Origin of the sequence: Naumannella cuiyingiana, assembly GCF_013408305.1 — a bacterium.
Classification (GTDB): Bacteria; Actinomycetota; Actinomycetes; order Propionibacteriales; family Propionibacteriaceae; genus Naumannella; species Naumannella cuiyingiana.
The window spans coordinates 2,379,405-2,394,099 of the sequence record NZ_JACBZS010000001.1; the positions used below are offsets into that span (position 1 = coordinate 2,379,405).

Consider the following 14,695-nt stretch of genomic DNA (forward strand, 5'->3'; position numbering starts at 1 on the left):
TCAGTTGGTCCTGACGGGTGCCGGCCGGTTCACGAGGGCGTCGATGGCGTCGACGCTGCGGAAGTTGTCCGGGTCCAGGGCCGCCTCGTCGACGGTCACGTCGAATTCGGTCTCGACCCAGGCGATGAGTTTGAGCAGGCCGAGGCTGTCGATGACTCCGTTGGTGAGCAGGTCGTAGTCAGAGGTGAGGTCGGTTGCCGCGGCTCCGGGCAGGAACTCGGTGACGATGTAGTCCTTGATGGTGTCCTGGGTGCGCATCATGCTTCCTCTCCGATCAAGCCAGTTCCGGCCTGAGCGCGTTCGATGGTGTGGCGTAGGGATTCGCGATCGATCTTTCCGGTCGACGTCCTCGGTAGCGGGCCGTCGGTGACCTGCCAGCAAGCGGGGATCGCCGCCGTCGGCAGGGTTCCGGCGCAGTGTCGGCGGAGGTCGAGGGTGTTGATCGTGGCGTCCGGTCCTGGCCGGAGCACCGCGTTCAGCACGTGGCCCGCCACGGAGTCCGGAGTGGCCACCACCGCGACCTCGGCGACGTCGTCATGATCAAGCAGTGCGCGCTCGACCGCCGCCATGTTCACCCGCGTACCCCGGACCTTCACCTGCGCGTCGTTGCGACCCTCGAGATGGAGCGCGCCGAGATGGTCGCGGCGCACGATGTCGCCGGTGCGGTAGAGCGGCCGGGTGCCGGCGGTCGGCCAGGAGGGATCAGCCTCGATGAACGGCCCGGCACCCGCCGTGGTCGAACCGAGGTAACCGGCCGTCTGGTAGGGCGTCGACACAACGAGCTCGCCACGGCCCTCGCCGGCGAGCACCTGGCCGGATTCGTCGACGATGATCGCATCGACATCGGGCAGGGGCTCTCCCAACGGAATCTGGGAGGGTGTGGCGCCCGCGGGTAGCTCGTGAATGAAGCTGTTGTTGGTCTCGGTACAGCCGTAGAGGTTGTAGCGGCGGCCGGCGGGAAACAGGGACTGCAGGTCCGGCAGGAGATGCGGGGGCAGATGATCACCGGTGAACATCACGTGTCGAACAGAGGGGATGCTTCGCCCGCTGCCCCGAGCTGCTCTGATCATGAGTTGATGGGCCATCGGGACCGCTTGCAGCACCGTCACCCCTTGGGTGTCGAGCAGGTCCAGCAGTCGATCACCGTGGGTTGCCGTGATGGTGTCGACCAGCACGACGGTGCCTCCGTGATGCAGTGTCGTCCAGACGTCCAGCAGACAGAGATCGAAGTTGAGGGGCGCGTAGTTCAACACGACTGCGCCCGAGGTGATGTCGAACCGAGCGGCCGCCCAGTCGGCGAACCGTTCGATGGCCCCGGTCGCGATCGGGACCAGCTTCGGGATCCCGGTCGACCCGGACGTGGTCAGGATGATCGCCGTGTCCAGGCGCCCGGGCGGGCGTGGTTGGGAGTGGCCGGCATCGAGCGGCGGAGGCGGATCGGCGGGAGTGGTGCCGGTCTCGCTCACCAGATGACGGGCGCCGGCCCGATCCAACAAGATCGTTCTGGTCGTCGGGGGCAGGGTCAACGACGGCAGCACCACAGGTATTCGGCAGGCCATCCCGGCGAGGACGACAGCGATGGTTTCCGGTGTCTTCGCAGCCTCCACCGCAACCGGTTCACCCGGGAGAAGGTCAAGACTGCGCAATCGGGGAATGGCGCGCAGGGCCATGTCGGTCAACTCGCCATAGGAGACGAACCGATCGCCCGCGACGAGGGCAGTGACCTCGGGGTGGGCGTCGGCGCGCGCGGCGAACGATGTCCAGAGTTCGGTGGTAGTCATCGCCGTCAACACTGCGCCAATGCCTGCAAACGGTCCGCAACAAGATCAGTGACGGCTGGGCGCGCGACTCGACGCTGTTGCGCTCGGCTTGCACCCGGGGCCGTAGACAGACGCCATGACAAAGCTAGTTTCGCGCCGCGCAGTACTCTCGGGCCTTGCTGCCACTGCCGGCGCCGCCGTGATCGGCTGGAACACCGAGACGCGCGTGTGGGCCAGCGGGGGCGCTGGCGCAGATCTGATCAAGAAGATCCCGAACCTGGACGGAACGCTGACCCTTGCCACCGAGGGCTTCACCGAGGATTTCGGTCGAATCGTGCACCGGAAACCGCTGGCGGTGCTCAGGCCACGCTCGGTCACCGACGTGCAGAAGATCGTTCGCTACTGCGCTCGTTACCAGATCGCGGTGGCCGTGAACGGCCAGAGCGGCAGCGGTACCGAACGCGAGTCGCACTCCCACTACGGTCAGGCACTCGTCGATGGTGGTGTGGCCATCGACCTGACCACCCTGAGCGACATCAGACGCCTGGAGCGCGGGCGGGCCGACATCGGCGCCGGAGCGGTGTGGTCGACGCTCGCGCTGCGGGCGTTGGAGACGGGTCAGATGCCGCCCGTCTACAACGATTACGCGCACCTGTCGATCGGCGGCACGCTCAGCGTCGGTGGTCTCGGAGGAGCGAGCCAGCACTTCGGGGCCCAGGCAGACAACATCGATTGGCTCCAGGTGGTCACCGGAACAGGGGAGTTGATCACCTGCTCGCGGACGCGGCATCGCGAGCTGTTCGAGGCGGTTCTCGTTGGCGCGGGCCAGTTCGGCATCATCGTCCGGGTTGGTGCCCGGCTCGTCCCCGCCGCGCAATCGGTTCGGTCGTTCGAGTTCAGCTACACCGATCGTGAGGCGTTCCTGCGTGACTCGTTGGCGATCATGCGGTCGGGCGTCGTGAACGACCAGAACGGTTACGCGGTGCCGCAGCCGTCCGGCGGCTGGGCGTACCGGCTCGCGGTAGGCGTGTTCTACACCGGGGCGGCGCAGCCGGATGTTGCCACCGTGCGGCAGGTCCTGTCGGCACAGGCGCGGCTCGAGTCGACGGCTGACCTGTCGATGCGGGAGTGGCTGCTGCGTTTCGAACCGAACTGGGCGGCCCTGAAGGAAGCCGGTTTCTGGACGACCAAGAAGCCCTGGCTGATGATGTTCGTCAGCACCGAGAACAGCCGGGCCTACCTCGACACCGTGCTCGGCGAGCTCACCGTGAACCAGATGGGGGCCGGGCAGGTCCGCATCTCGCCCATGACCTCGCGGACCCTGAGCACACCCAACCTGGTTCTGCCGGCCCGGCGCACCGACGAGTTCTTCGAGATCAGTCTGATCCGCGTGCCGGCGCCCGACTTCACAGACACCGAGAGTCTGTTGGAGCAGAATCGCAGGTTCTATGACCGGGCCGTCGGTCTGGGCGGGAAGCGGTACCTCGTCGGCGCCGTCCCGTCGACAACGCGGTCCGACTGGCGGGCCCATTTCGGCGATCGATGGCCCGACCTGACACGGATGAAGCGGCGCTATGACCCCGCCTCGATTCTGACTCCCGGCCAAAGAATCTTCCGCTGACCGGCATCGCGCCGGCCACGTCCCTTACGTCCCGCATGAGGAGAACCCAGACAATGCCAGCCAGTAGTCCCGAAGAAATTCCCGGCATGATCGCACAAGCATTCAATACCAATGATCCGCAGGCGATGCTGGATCTGTTCGAGCCGACGGGAGTGTTGATCACGCCTCCCTCCGGCAAGCCGGTGGCCGGCATCGCGGCGGTGACGAACGAGCTGATGGCGATGTTCCAGGTCATCCGTAGTGCCGACATCGAGATGACCAGCGCGGTCCGGTCCGGCGATCTGGCCATGACTCACGCAGACTGGAAACTGCAGGGTGTCGATGCCGACGGCACGCCGGTCGAGCTTGCCGGGCGCGGCACGGTGGTGTCGCGGTTGCAGCCCGATGCGACCTGGCGGATCGTCTTCGACGACCCGGTCGGCGTCTGAGGAGATCTGATGAGCGACTCATTCCAGGTCCAGATCGAGGTCCGAGGCTACGAACTCGACGGGCAGGGACACCTCAATCAGTCCGTCTACCTGCAGTACGCCGAGCATGCGCGATGGAAGTACTTCCAGGCTGCCGGACTCACCCGCGACAAGCTCGGCGAAGCGGGAATCGGGCCGGTCGTCCTGCGGTCATCCGCACGTTTCCAACGCGAACTGCGCGTGGGCGACGAGGTGAACGTCTCCTGCGTCATCACCGGCGGGCGAGGCAGGTTCATCGAACTCACGCAGAACTTCCGGACGCCGGCCGGGGTGTCGGTTGCGCGGGTCGATGCCGTTGTCGGCGTCATCGACCTCACCACGCGCGCGCTGGTCAGCGATCCGCGTACCACCCTGCGCGAGCTGGCCAGCTCACCCGAGGTGCTCACCGGGAGCTGAGCGTCTGCGGCCGGTCAACCTTGGGCCGGCCGCACCAACTCGGCCGCGTCGGACTCGCGCAGAGCCAGTTTGCGGTGCTCGTTCGGGCGTATCCCGTAGACGCGCTTGAACGCCACGCTCAGGGCGAAGCCGCTGCCGTAGCCGACCAACCTGGCGACGGTGTTGAGCGTCGCATCCGATTGCCGGAGCAGGTCGGCCGCGAGCGCCAGGCGCCATTCGGTCAGATAGGTCATCGGCGGAGTTCCCACATGTGCCCGGAAGGTCTGGGCCAGGGTCGCGGGGGAGACCTTCAGTTCGGCGGCGACCTTGGCCAGTGTCCACGGCTTGGCGGGCTCCTCGTGGAAGAGCCGGAGGGCCTCGCCGGCCACGGGGTGGGCGAAGGCCCGGTACCACGGCGGCGCGTCGGTCCCGGACCGGTCGAACCAGGCCCGGAGGATCGCGATCAGCATCAGGTCGAGCAGGCGGTCGAGGACCACGCCCTGGGCGGGGCCCTGGCGAGTGGCCTCGTGCGCCAGCACGGGGATCAGGCTCGAGTTCCAGGTGTGGCCGGCGATCGTGACGACCGGCGGGAGCACGTCGAGCAGTCGCTGGCCGACCGCCCCGACCTCCTCGTACACGCCCAGCAGTATCTGCATGGAACCGTCGGGGTTGCTTCCCCAGGTCCGGACACCGAGCGTCATCTGTTCGCGCAGGTCCACCCCGTCCGGTGTCTTGCACCGCTGCCCGGGATGGACGATCACCTGTGGAGGAATGGCCGGGTCGCTGCTCAGGTGATACGGCTCGGGCCCACGAACGATGGCGACATCCCCGGCCTGCAGCCATACCGGCTCATGGTCCGTTGCCTCGATGCAGGCGCGGCCCTGCAGCATCACGGCAACACACAGGGGCGCGCGGTCCTGAACCCGAATCGACCATGGCGGATCCAGCGCTATCCGCAACAAGAACGCGCCACTGGCGCGGGGCCCTTCGAGAAGAGCGGCCAATGCGTCCATGCGCATGAGCCTATCGTAAGATCAGACATGTAAATCGCGACATTGGCTATGGAACGGTTGGCCGATGTCGTCAAGGATCGAGTCATGAACACAGACAGCACTTCCTCGATCAATTCCTCCACCACCGACAACCCGCCCGCCGACAAGGGTCAGGCGACGTTGGTCCTGGGCGGCACCGGCCGGATCGGCCGCCGGGTCGCCGAGCGCCTGAAGGCACGCGACGTCAACGTCCGCATCGGCTCTCGCCACAACGACCCGCCGTTCGACTGGGAAGACTCCTCGACCTGGGCCGGTGCCTTCACCGGGGTCTCGGCCGCGTACCTCATGTACTACCCGGAGGTCGAGTGGCCGGGCGCGGCGAAGGCGATCGGCACCGTCGCCCAGCTCGCGGTCGACGCCGGGGTCCAGCGGCTCGTCCTGCTCTCGGCCCGCGGTCAGGACGAAGCCGTGCGCTGCGAGGAGGCCGTCACCAGGCTCCCGGTCGAATGGACCATCGTCGCCCCTTCCTCGTTCAACCAGAACTTCGACGAGGGTGTCTTCCTCGATCCGATCCGTGAGGGCGTCCTCGCGCTCCCGTTCGGTGACAACGCCGATCCCTTCATCGACGTCGAGGACATCGCCGACGTGGTCACGGCGGCGTTGACCGAGCCCGGCCACGTGGGTGAGCGCTACGAGCTCACCGGCCCGCGGCTCCTCACCTTCGCCGAGGCCGTTGCCGAGATCGGCAAGCAGAGCGGGCGCGAGCTCGAGTACCGCCCCATCACCACCCAGGAGTTCGCCGATGCGGTCGCCGCGGAGGGCGCACCACGCGAGTTCGCCGACACCCTCTCGCCGCTGCTGGCGGAGTTCTTCGACGGGCGCAACAGCTACCTGACGAACGATGTCGAGCGGGCGCTCGGCCGCAAGCCGCGCGATTTCGCCGACTGGGTCGAAGAGGTCGCCCGCACCGGCGTCTGGAACGCGAAGCCCGCCACCGTCTGATCCTTGCCCCGCACCCCGTCCCGGGCCGGTCAATGCCGACCGCCCGGGTGCGGGGACGGGCGAAGGCGGGCGTTGGCCGTAGGGTCAGTGCCATGTACGGATCCACGCGGCAGCGCCTCACCGACGAACTCGACCAGCTCCGCGGTGAGGGGCTCTACAAGTTCGAGGAGCCGCTGACCTCTCCGCAGGCCGGCGAGATCGAGGTCGCCGACGGGCGGCGGGTGATCAACCTGTGCGCCAACAACTACCTCGGCCTGGCCGATCATCCGAAGATGATCACCGCGGCCAAGGAGGGGCTTGATCGCTGGGGCTTCGGGATGGCGTCGGTGCGGTTCATCTGCGGCACCACGACGCTGCACACCGACCTGGAGGCCCGCCTCGCCGAGTTCCTCGGGCAGCAGGCGGCGATCCTCTACGGCTCGTGCTTCGACGCCAATGCCGGGCTCTTCGAGACGCTGCTCGGGCCCGAGGACGCGATCATCTCCGACGAGCTCAATCACGCATCGATCATCGACGGGGTACGCCTGTGCAAGGCGCGGCGATTCCGCTATCGCAACCGCGACATGGCCGACCTGGAGGCACAACTGATCGCTGCGAAGGACGCCCGCACGCGGATGATCGCGACCGACGGCGTGTTCTCGATGGACGGCTATGTCGCTCCGCTGGACGACATCTGTGATCTTGCCGAGGCTCACGACGCGCTGGTGATGGTCGATGACTCGCATGCGGTGGGTTTCGTCGGCGAGCACGGCGCCGGTACGCCGGAACTGTTCGGCGTTCAGGATCGGGTCGATGTGATCACCGGGACGCTGGGCAAGGCTCTCGGCGGGGCTTCGGGTGGCTACACCGCGGCGCGGTCCGAGATCGTGGAGCTCCTGCGGCAGCGCTCGCGCCCCTATCTGTTCTCCAATTCGGTCGCGCCGGCCATCGTCGCGGCTGCGCTCGCAACCCTCGACCTGCTGGCGGGTTCGGCGGAGCTGCTCGCTCGCCTGCGGGAGAACACGGCGTACTTCCGCGAGCAGATGGTCGCCCGCGGCTTCGAGATCCCCGAGTCCGATCATCCGATCGTGCCGGTGATGATCGGCGATGCGGCGCAGGCGGCCGCGATGGCCGACCGGCTGCTGGCCGACGGGATCTATGTGCGGGCTTTCTCCTACCCGGTGGTGCCGCGCGACAAGGCGCGGATCCGCACGCAGATGTCTGCCGCCCACAGCCGCGACGACCTCGACGCCGCCATCGCCGCCTTCGAGCGCGCCCGGGGCTGAGCGTCAGCCGAGCTGCGCGACCAGCCGGTCGATGGCGGTGTTCAGCTCCTGTGCGAAGCCGGCGAAGCACAGCCGGACATAGCGATGCCCGTGCACGGGGTCGAAGTCGGCGCCCGGGGTCATCGCGACACCGGTGGTCGCCAGCATCTCGGCGCACCAACGAGCGGAGTCGCCCGTCAGGTGGGAGACATCGCACCAGGCATAGAACGCGCCGTCCGGCGGGGCGTAGCTGGTGATCCCGAGCTCCGGCAGCCGGTTGATCAACAACTCGCGGTTCTCGGCGTACCGCTGGACATGCCCGGCCAGCTCCGGTGCCGCCGCCGACGACAGCGCACCGATCGCGGCGTACTGCGACGGCACCGGCGGACAGATCGACAGGTTGCCGCTGAGCACGTCCACCGGTCGCCGCAGCCACCGGGGCAGCAGCATCCAACCGAGCCGCCAGCCGGTCATCGAGAAGTACTTGCTGACCGAGCCGACCACCACCGCATCGCGGGTGAATCGCCACGCGCTCGCCGCCTCCCGACCGAACGTGATGCCGTGATAGATCTCGTCGCTGATCAACAGGCAGTCATGATCGACACACCACGCAGCGATCCGCTCCAGCTCGTCGGCGTCGATGATCGTTCCGGTCGGATTCGACGGCGAGGCGATGATCAGCCCGGCCGGCGGTACGGGCAGCGCGGTCAGCATCTCCAGCGTGGGTTGGAATCGCGTGTCGGGGCCGCACGGCAGGTCGAGCACCTCACACCCCAGCGCGTGCAGCGTGTTCCGGTACGCCGGATAGCCCGGCCTGGCCATCGCGATCACGTCTCCGGGGTCGAATGCGGCGAGGAACAGCGCGTCGAAGCCGCCCGAGGACCCGGTCGTGATGACCACCTCATCGGCGTCCACCTCGGCGCCGATCCGGTCGCGGTGGTAGCTCGCGACGGCCTCTCGCAGTGCCAGGACGCCGGTCGCCTCGGTGTAGCCGAGCACGCCGCCGTCGATCGCCGCCACCGCGGCCTCGCGCGCCGCGAGCGGTGCCGGCGTCGAGGGTTGCCCGGCGCAGAGCATGATCGCGTCGCCGTGGGTACGCTGTCGCGCCGCCGCGGCCGCCAGCACCTCCATCACCCGGAACGGCGGCACGTCCGCCCGCTTCGCGACCCGCCTCATGCCTCGGTCCCGCCCGTACCGAGTTGCGCGGCGAAGGCGGCGTGGGCGTCGGGGGAGAACAGCACGAAGCGCACCTCGTCGATGCCGCCGGTGCGGCCGGCCGCGATCTCCTCGCGTACCGTCCCCACCGCGATCCGCGCCGCGTCATCCATCGGCCAGCCGTAGACGCCGGCCGAGATCGCGGGGAAGGCGATCGACCGCGCGCCCAGCTCGCGGGCCACCTCGAGGCTGCGGCGATAACACGAGGCCAGCACCGCCGAGCGGTCGTGGGATTTCGCCCAGACCGGGCCGACCGTGTGGATCACCCAACGCGCCGGCAGGTCACCGGCGGTGGTCGCGACGGCCTCCCCGGCGGGCAGGCCGTCCGGCAGGTGGGTGGCGCGAAGTTCCTTCGTGGCGGCCAGGATCGCGGGTCCGCCGCGGCGGTGGATCGCGCCGTCGACGCCGCCTCCGCCGAGCAGCGAGGAGTTCGCGGCGTTCACCACCGCATCGGTCGTCTGTGCGGTGATGTCGCCCTCGATTGCCGTCACCTGCGTCATGTCGGCCATTGTCGCAGCGGGACCCGCGCTCGCGTAGCATCGGGCCGCGTGACCCAGCGCCCCGACGAGCCCGAGGACCCCGAACGCAGCGCGGCCGACGCCGCCGACGCGGCGGGGAGTGAGCCCGGCGAGGCGGCCGAGGCCGAGCTGGAGTGGTGGCAGTATCCGGGCCTGCCGTTCCGGTCCAAGCCCGGCCGGCTGGACTACATCTGCATGTTCGGCATCATCGCCGCGGGTGTGTACTCGCTGGCGCTGACCCCGTTCCGGGTCTGGTTGCTGACGAATGTGCCCTACGTGCTGGTCGCGCTGAGCGGCTCCGGCTCGGCCCTGGTGGGCATCGGTGCGGCGATCCACATCGGCGACACCTGGTGGCCGCTGGCGGCGATCATCGGCGCGCTGAGTGCGATCAAGTTCGACTGGCTGTTCTGGTTGGCCGGTCGGCTGTGGGGCGAAGGCATGATCGACTGGCTGTTGGGCGGCGCGGCGAAGCAGAATGCGGGCTGGCTCAGCCGGACCCGGCGCAAGATCGCACTGTGGTCGCATCGGCTGGCGCAGCGTTGGGCGATCCCGATGATCTTGTTGACCTATGTTCCGGTGCTGCCGATCCCGTCGGCGATCGTCTTCGGTGCCCTCGGCATGGGCGGGATGCGGCTGCGTACCTTCCTGATCATCGACTTCCTCTGTTCGCTGGCCAACCGCGCGCTCTATCTGTATCTGGGCTACCGGATCGGGCTGCCCGTGCTGGAGGTCCTGGAGGAGCTGAACAAGTGGTCGCTGTGGATCGGCCTGGGCCTCGTCGCGGTGATCGTCTTCTTCGCCTTCCGGAACGCCTCCAAGGCCGATGTCACGGTCAAATCCTCATCCAAGGAGTGATCAGCGCAGCGGCAGGACCGGCTCCGTCTCGGTCCGGGGACCGCGGATCCGGCGCTCGGACTCGGTGATGGCGACATCGTTGATGCTCGCCTCGCGGCGCGACATCAGGCCATCGGCGTCGAACTCCCACAGCTCGTTGCCGTAGCTGCGCCACCATTGGCCGCCGATGTCGTGCCATTCGTACTGGAAGCGCACCGCGATCCGGTCGGGGCCGAAGGTCCACAGGCTCTTGCGCAGGACGTAGTCCAGCTCCCGTTGCCCCTTCGCGGTGAGGAAGTCGATGATCTCGGCACGGCCCTGCAGGAACAGGTCGCGATTGCGCCAGACCGAGTCCGGTGTGTACGCCAGCGCGACCCGCTCGGGATCGCGGGTGTTCCACGCGGCCTCGGCGGCGAGCACCTTGCGGGCGGCCGAATCGGCATCGAACGGGGGCAGTGGCGGGCGTTGGTCCGGCATCGGGTGTCCTGTCCGTGGAGAACGATCGTTCTCCGGTAACCTAGAGAACGAACGTTCTCACGTCAAGGGGGTACGCCGTGACCGCAGATCCGCTGCTCGATGCCGTGGAGAAGTTGATCAACGCCCACGGCGTACAGGCGGTCGGCATGGACCGGGTACGCGCGGCGTCCGGATTGTCGCTGAAGCGGATCTACGGGCTCTATCCGAACAAGCAGCGCCTGGTCGCGGCCACGCTCGCGCGTCGCGACGAGCGGTGGCGGGAGGAGCTGGCAGGAGCGGTCGACGACGCACCGGACAAGGTGGAAGCGCTGTTCGGCTGGCTCGGCGCGTGGTTCGCCGAGCCAGACTTCCGCGGCTGTCTGTGGGTGAACGTGCACGGCGAGCTGGGCGGTGATCATCCGGAGGTGCTGGCGCAGGTGCGGGCACACAAGGTGGCCTTCCGCGACCAGGTGCTCGGTTGGTTCGCCGATGCGGGGCCCGAGATCGCCGAGGAGATCTGGCTGTTGGCTGAGGGCGCGATCGTGACCGCCGGGATCACCGGCGATGTCGGTGCCGCGTCCCGCGCGGGCCGTGCGGCCAGGCGACTGCTCGGCGGCGAAGCGGCTCCCCGGCGACCCCGCTCGCCCTAGGATCGGCCCATGACCACGAGCGGCGAGCCGATCCGGCGGCCGTCGTGGCTGCTGTCGGAGACGCGACGCTCGCTGGTCAGCACGGTCGCGGCGACGGTGTGCACCGCGATCATCACCACCGTGTGGATCTCGCTGGACCGGCGGGTCCTTCCCTATGCCGTCGGCATCGGCTGCGTCGTCGCCTGGACCTTCCTGGCTGCCATCAACGCGGCTCTGACCTGGCGGGCCCACGGTCGCCTCAGCGGCCCGGCGCTGGCCGAGGCGCTCGCCGCGGACCCGGCCACCGATCGACGAGGTGCCGGAACGGGTCGGCGGATGCCCTCGTGGTCGGTGGAGGCGTCGGTGCTCGCACTGGCCGTGGTGTGTCTGCTGCTGTTCCTGCCCGGGGCGCGATCGCTGCCAGCCCTGCTCGGCGCAGCGTTGGTGATGATTGCTGCGTCATGGGTGAATGTCGCGATGGCGTACGCCCTGCACTACGCGCGCGAGGACCGGCGCGAGCCGGGAATCTCCTTCCCGGGCACCGAGGAGCGCGGCTTCGACGACTATCTCTATCTGGCGATGGCGATCCAGACCACCTTCGGCACCACCGATGCCGAGATCCGCACTCGCCGGATGCGACGCGCCGCGATGACCCACGGCGTGCTCGCCTTCGCCTTCAACACCGTGATCGTGGCCATGATCATCTCGCTGCTGCTCGGTATCGCCTAGCCGGCACGGTAGTCCTTGATCACGGCGGCCAGCGTCGTGCGGGTGCGCTGCAGGCAGTCGATCCGATCGTCGATCCTGTCGAGTTCGGCGGCGAGGCGCTCGGCCAGCCAGGGGGTACGCGCGGCTGGATCGTGCACACAGGGCAGCACCTCGCGGATGGTCTCGGTGCCGAGGCCGGCCGCGAGCAACTGGCGGATCAGGCGTACCCGCTCGACCGTTGCGTCGTCGTAGTGGCGCTGGCCACCGAGGCTGCGCTCGCTGGTGATCAACTCCTGTTGCTCGTAATAGCGCAGCGACCGGGCGCTGGCGCCGGTCGCCGCCGCCAGATCGCCGATCCGCAGCCCGGATACCGAATTCGTCGTCGTCATCGCTTGCCCCTGACATTGATGTCAGGTTCTATCGTGCCAGCATGACGCTCACCGAACCAACCCCCACCCACGCCGACGCCGGTGTCGATGCCCTGTTCGCACCGACCGAGCTCGCCGGAATCGCGCTCGGCAACGCCTTCGCGATGGCACCGATGACCCGCTTCCGCTCCCCGGGCGGAGTGCCCGGGCCGGACGTGGCGGCCTACTACCGGCGCCGCGCCGCGGGTGGGGTCGGCTTGATCATCACCGAGGGCATCCTGGTTGATCATCCGAGCGCGGGCGCCGAGGACGCGGCGCCGCGGTTGGAGCGCCCGGCCGCCGAGGCCGGCTGGCGGATTGTGGCCGACCAGGTGCATGCCGCCGGATCGAAGATCATCGCGCAACTGTGGCACCAGGGCAGTGAGCGGGAGGGCTTCGACGGCGGCGTGGCCTGGACGCCCTCGGGCGTACGCGAGGACGGCTCGCCGGCCGGGCGGGCAGCGACGATCGCCGATCTTGACGAGTTGATCAGCCGGTACGCGGCGGCGGCCGGCGCGGCCCGGCGGGCCGGCTTCGACGGGGTCGAGGTACACGCCGCGCACGGCTATCTGCTGGACGAGTTCTTGTGGCGGGCCACCAACCGGCGTACCGATCGTTATGGGGGTACGCCGCGCAATCGCGCGCGGCTGGTCGCCGAGATCGTCGCCGCCGTCCGGGCCGAGGTCGGCGCGGGATTCCCGGTCGGGCTGCGCTTCTCGCAGTTCAAGGAGCGTGACTTCGATGCGGTGATCGCCGACCATCCGGACGAACTGGCCGCGCTCCTGACGCCCGCGGTCGAGGCGGGAGTCACGCTGCTGCACGCCTCGGCGCGCCGATTCTGGCGACCGGCGTTCGACGGATCGCCCCGCACGCTGGCCGGCTGGGGCCGCGAGCTGACGGGGCTGCCGGCGATCGCCGTCGGCTCGTTCGGGCTCAGCGCCGCCAGCCTCGCCGATCCGGAACGCTCGCTGGCGGCGGTGGCGCGGCTGCGCGAGGCGGGCGAGTTCGACGCGCTCGCGCTGGGTCGGCCCCTGCTGGCGAACCCCTGCTGGGTCAACCATGTCCGCCGGGGCGAATTGGGCGCGCTGATCGACTACAGCAAGGAACAGGAGGAGGTCTTCGCCTGAGGGGAGAGCGGGTCGACCGGGACGAGCCCCCAATCGGAGTCGAACCGATGACCTTCGCTTTACAAGAGCGCTGCTCTGGCCTCTGAGCTATGGGGGCAAAGGGCGCGGGCCAGTCTAGCCGGTGCGCTGCTCCCGGGGGACCACGGCGGACCCGCGCGTGGAGGACGGCTCAGCCGCCGGGCGCGGCCAGGTAGGCGGTCCCGGTCCCGGTCGCGGTGACCGCCTCGCCGGCGGGGAGGAAGGCCGCAGCGCCGGCGTCGATGATCAACTCCGACGCCCCGGTCAGGGTGAGCTCGCCGTCGCCGACCAGCACGATCCTGGCTGCGCCGGCCGCCGGAAGCTCCAGGCCGGCGGGCGAGGCCAGTCGCCAGATCGCGAACTCGGGCGCCGGGGTGGGGTAGCGCAGCAGTCCCGGCGCCTCCTCCACGCCGGTGATGATCGTCGGCGCGCCCGGCGTGAAGTCGACGATCCTGCCCAGCTCGGCAGTGTCGATGTGCTTGCGGGTCAGCCCGCCGCGCAACACATTGTCCGAATTGGCCATGATCTCGATGCCGGTGCCGGACAGATAGGCATGCAGATTTCCGGCGCCCAGGAAGATCGCCTGGTCGGGCTCGAGCTCGATCCGGTTCAGCAGCAGCGACGCCACGATCCCGGGGTCGAGGCCGAACGCGCGGTCGAGTTCGAGGACGGTACGCGCGAGCGCCCCCGGTCGGCCGCCCGCCTCGGCATAGGCCCAGGCCGTGTCGACCACCTTGCGTACCTGGAAATCGGCCAGGCCGAGTGCGGCGAAGAACGCCGCGCGCAGCGGGTCCGGTCCGTCCAGCTCGGCGACCAGCGGGCGCGGGGCATTCAGCGTGTTCAGCGCGTCCCGGGCGTCATCGACGGTGCGGAAACCGCACAGCGCCGAGAACGGTGTCCGCGCGATCAGCGCCTCCGGCTTCGGCCAGTTGTCGGCGTAGTTGCGCGTCGGCGCGCCGGGATCGACGCCCGCCGCGCGCTCCGCGGCGTACCCCTGCTGTGCCTGTTCGCGCGTCGGGTGCGCCTGCAGGGACAGCGCCCGGTCGGCCGACAGCACCTTGAGCAGGTAGGGCAGCCGGTCGCCGAATGCCCGCCGGGAGTCCTCGCCCAGCCATTCCGGGTGCTCGGCGAGCGCGGCATCCAGGCCGGCGCCGCCGGGCAGCGTCGCGGGGGCCGAGGTGTGGGCGCCCAGCCAGTACTCGGCGTGCGGCTCGCCGGTCTCGGGTACGCCGAGCAGGCGCGGGATCGCATCGGTCGTGCCCCACGCGTAGTGCTGGATCCGGCCGGTCAGCAGATGCATGGCCGCAGTCAAACAGACGCCA

Annotated in this window: 17 protein-coding genes and 1 tRNA gene; 9 read left to right on the forward strand and 9 right to left on the reverse strand. The window is 69.1% G+C overall.

The window, feature by feature from the left end; all coding sequences use genetic code 11:
* Nucleotides 1-261, reverse strand: coding sequence for an acyl carrier protein (locus GGQ54_RS11015; protein ID WP_218843825.1), 261 nt, complete (start codon nucleotides 259-261; stop codon nucleotides 1-3).
* Entirely contained in the window at nucleotides 258-1,781 is a 1,524-nt protein-coding gene (locus tag GGQ54_RS11020; protein WP_179445430.1) for an AMP-binding protein, read from the reverse strand. The genes GGQ54_RS11015 and GGQ54_RS11020 overlap by 4 nt, the downstream gene beginning before the upstream one ends.
* Before the next feature lie 178 nt (nucleotides 1,782-1,959).
* On the opposite strand from GGQ54_RS11020, the gene GGQ54_RS11025 reads away from it, so the two are divergent.
* The 3 genes from GGQ54_RS11025 to GGQ54_RS11035 are packed head-to-tail and all read left to right on the forward strand — an operon-like array spanning nucleotide 1,960 to nucleotide 4,244.
* Nucleotides 1,960-3,381: an FAD-binding protein gene (locus GGQ54_RS11025; RefSeq protein ID WP_179445431.1), complete on the forward strand. Its 1,422-nt coding sequence runs from the start codon at nucleotides 1,960-1,962 to the stop codon at nucleotides 3,379-3,381.
* A 35-nt stretch (nucleotides 3,382-3,416) separates the two neighbouring features.
* Nucleotides 3,417-3,809, forward strand: coding sequence for a YybH family protein (locus GGQ54_RS11030; protein ID WP_179445432.1), 393 nt, complete (start codon nucleotides 3,417-3,419; stop codon nucleotides 3,807-3,809).
* A 9-nt stretch (nucleotides 3,810-3,818) separates the two neighbouring features.
* The gene (locus GGQ54_RS11035; RefSeq protein WP_179445433.1) at nucleotides 3,819-4,244 is read left to right on the forward strand and encodes an acyl-CoA thioesterase; all 426 of its coding nucleotides are present in this window, start codon (nucleotides 3,819-3,821) and stop codon (nucleotides 4,242-4,244) included.
* Between the two features lie 14 nt (nucleotides 4,245-4,258).
* Here the strand turns inward: GGQ54_RS11035 and GGQ54_RS11040 are convergent, their stop codons facing one another.
* A complete protein-coding gene (locus tag GGQ54_RS11040) occupies nucleotides 4,259-5,242 on the reverse strand; it encodes an AraC family transcriptional regulator (protein WP_343045937.1) in 984 nt (327 codons plus the stop codon).
* Nucleotides 5,243-5,320: 78 nt separating this feature from the next.
* Here GGQ54_RS11040 and GGQ54_RS11045 point away from each other — a divergent pair, with 78 nt between their 5' ends.
* Complete coding sequence (locus GGQ54_RS11045) at nucleotides 5,321-6,217, forward strand: NmrA family NAD(P)-binding protein (RefSeq protein WP_179445435.1); 897 nt, start codon at nucleotides 5,321-5,323, stop codon at nucleotides 6,215-6,217.
* A gap of 92 nt (nucleotides 6,218-6,309) precedes the next feature.
* Entirely contained in the window at nucleotides 6,310-7,482 is a 1,173-nt protein-coding gene (locus tag GGQ54_RS11050) for a glycine C-acetyltransferase (protein WP_179445436.1), read from the forward strand.
* A gap of 3 nt (nucleotides 7,483-7,485) precedes the next feature.
* On the opposite strand, the gene GGQ54_RS11055 is transcribed toward GGQ54_RS11050, so the two are convergent.
* Together GGQ54_RS11055 and GGQ54_RS11060 are read right to left on the reverse strand one after the other, a co-directional pair.
* Nucleotides 7,486-8,637 carry a pyridoxal phosphate-dependent aminotransferase gene (locus GGQ54_RS11055; RefSeq protein WP_179445437.1) on the reverse strand — a complete coding sequence of 384 codons (1,152 nt, stop codon included), beginning with the start codon at nucleotides 8,635-8,637 and terminating at the stop codon, nucleotides 7,486-7,488.
* Nucleotides 8,634-9,176 carry an O-acetyl-ADP-ribose deacetylase gene (locus tag GGQ54_RS11060; RefSeq protein WP_179445438.1) on the reverse strand — a complete coding sequence of 181 codons (543 nt, stop codon included), beginning with the start codon at nucleotides 9,174-9,176 and terminating at the stop codon, nucleotides 8,634-8,636. Before GGQ54_RS11060 ends, GGQ54_RS11055 begins: the two co-directional genes overlap by 4 nt.
* A 48-nt stretch (nucleotides 9,177-9,224) precedes the next feature.
* Here GGQ54_RS11060 and GGQ54_RS11065 point away from each other — a divergent pair, with 48 nt between their 5' ends.
* A complete protein-coding gene (locus tag GGQ54_RS11065) occupies nucleotides 9,225-10,049 on the forward strand; it encodes a DedA family protein (protein WP_179445439.1) in 825 nt (274 codons plus the stop codon).
* On the opposite strand, the gene GGQ54_RS11070 is transcribed toward GGQ54_RS11065, so the two are convergent.
* On the reverse strand, nucleotides 10,050-10,505 hold the full coding sequence (locus GGQ54_RS11070; protein ID WP_179445440.1) for a nuclear transport factor 2 family protein: 456 nt from the start codon (nucleotides 10,503-10,505) through the stop codon (nucleotides 10,050-10,052). It lies immediately after the preceding gene.
* Nucleotides 10,506-10,582: 77 nt separating this feature from the next.
* Between GGQ54_RS11070 and GGQ54_RS11075 the strand changes: the two genes are divergently transcribed.
* Nucleotides 10,583-11,134, forward strand: a complete 552-nt coding sequence (locus GGQ54_RS11075) for a TetR family transcriptional regulator (RefSeq protein WP_179445441.1) — start codon at nucleotides 10,583-10,585, stop codon at nucleotides 11,132-11,134.
* A 9-nt stretch (nucleotides 11,135-11,143) separates the two neighbouring features.
* On the forward strand, nucleotides 11,144-11,842 hold the full coding sequence (locus GGQ54_RS11080) for a DUF1345 domain-containing protein (protein ID WP_179445442.1): 699 nt from the start codon (nucleotides 11,144-11,146) through the stop codon (nucleotides 11,840-11,842).
* On the opposite strand, the gene GGQ54_RS11085 is transcribed toward GGQ54_RS11080, so the two are convergent.
* The gene (locus GGQ54_RS11085; RefSeq protein WP_246292620.1) at nucleotides 11,839-12,210 is read right to left on the reverse strand and encodes a MerR family transcriptional regulator; all 372 of its coding nucleotides are present in this window, start codon (nucleotides 12,208-12,210) and stop codon (nucleotides 11,839-11,841) included. The genes GGQ54_RS11080 and GGQ54_RS11085 overlap by 4 nt on opposite strands.
* 41 nt (nucleotides 12,211-12,251) lie before the next feature.
* On the opposite strand from GGQ54_RS11085, the gene GGQ54_RS11090 reads away from it, so the two are divergent.
* Nucleotides 12,252-13,355 carry an oxidoreductase gene (locus GGQ54_RS11090; RefSeq protein WP_179445443.1) on the forward strand — a complete coding sequence of 368 codons (1,104 nt, stop codon included), beginning with the start codon at nucleotides 12,252-12,254 and terminating at the stop codon, nucleotides 13,353-13,355.
* A gap of 24 nt (nucleotides 13,356-13,379) precedes the next feature.
* Here the strand turns inward: GGQ54_RS11090 and GGQ54_RS11095 are convergent.
* Nucleotides 13,380-13,452, reverse strand: a tRNA-Thr gene (locus tag GGQ54_RS11095).
* A 72-nt stretch (nucleotides 13,453-13,524) separates the two neighbouring features.
* Complete coding sequence (manA, locus tag GGQ54_RS11100) at nucleotides 13,525-14,673, reverse strand: mannose-6-phosphate isomerase, class I (protein WP_179445444.1); 1,149 nt, start codon at nucleotides 14,671-14,673, stop codon at nucleotides 13,525-13,527.
* Between the last annotated feature and the right edge of the window lie 22 nt (nucleotides 14,674-14,695).

What these genes read in the sequence shown, in the direction of transcription:
- GGQ54_RS11080 (WP_179445442.1), top strand. Translation starts at nt 11,144, where the DNA reads ATGACCACGAGCGGCGAGCCGATCCGGCGGCCGTCGTGGCTGCTGTCG.
- GGQ54_RS11070 (WP_179445440.1), bottom strand. Translation starts at nt 10,505, where the DNA reads ATGCCGGACCAACGCCCGCCACTGCCCCCGTTCGATGCCGATTCGGCC.
- GGQ54_RS11060 (WP_179445438.1), bottom strand. Translation starts at nt 9,176, where the DNA reads ATGACGCAGGTGACGGCAATCGAGGGCGACATCACCGCACAGACGACC.
- GGQ54_RS11040 (WP_343045937.1), bottom strand. Translation starts at nt 5,242, where the DNA reads ATGCGCATGGACGCATTGGCCGCTCTTCTCGAAGGGCCCCGCGCCAGT.
- GGQ54_RS11020 (WP_179445430.1), bottom strand. Translation starts at nt 1,781, where the DNA reads ATGACTACCACCGAACTCTGGACATCGTTCGCCGCGCGCGCCGACGCC.
- GGQ54_RS11090 (WP_179445443.1), top strand. Translation starts at nt 12,252, where the DNA reads ATGACGCTCACCGAACCAACCCCCACCCACGCCGACGCCGGTGTCGAT.
- GGQ54_RS11055 (WP_179445437.1), bottom strand. Translation starts at nt 8,637, where the DNA reads ATGAGGCGGGTCGCGAAGCGGGCGGACGTGCCGCCGTTCCGGGTGATG.
- GGQ54_RS11015 (WP_218843825.1), bottom strand. Translation starts at nt 261, where the DNA reads ATGATGCGCACCCAGGACACCATCAAGGACTACATCGTCACCGAGTTC.
- GGQ54_RS11035 (WP_179445433.1), top strand. Translation starts at nt 3,819, where the DNA reads ATGAGCGACTCATTCCAGGTCCAGATCGAGGTCCGAGGCTACGAACTC.
- manA (WP_179445444.1), bottom strand. Translation starts at nt 14,673, where the DNA reads ATGCATCTGCTGACCGGCCGGATCCAGCACTACGCGTGGGGCACGACC.
- GGQ54_RS11030 (WP_179445432.1), top strand. Translation starts at nt 3,417, where the DNA reads ATGAGGAGAACCCAGACAATGCCAGCCAGTAGTCCCGAAGAAATTCCC.
- GGQ54_RS11085 (WP_246292620.1), bottom strand. Translation starts at nt 12,210, where the DNA reads ATGACGACGACGAATTCGGTATCCGGGCTGCGGATCGGCGATCTGGCG.
- GGQ54_RS11045 (WP_179445435.1), top strand. Translation starts at nt 5,321, where the DNA reads ATGAACACAGACAGCACTTCCTCGATCAATTCCTCCACCACCGACAAC.
- GGQ54_RS11050 (WP_179445436.1), top strand. Translation starts at nt 6,310, where the DNA reads ATGTACGGATCCACGCGGCAGCGCCTCACCGACGAACTCGACCAGCTC.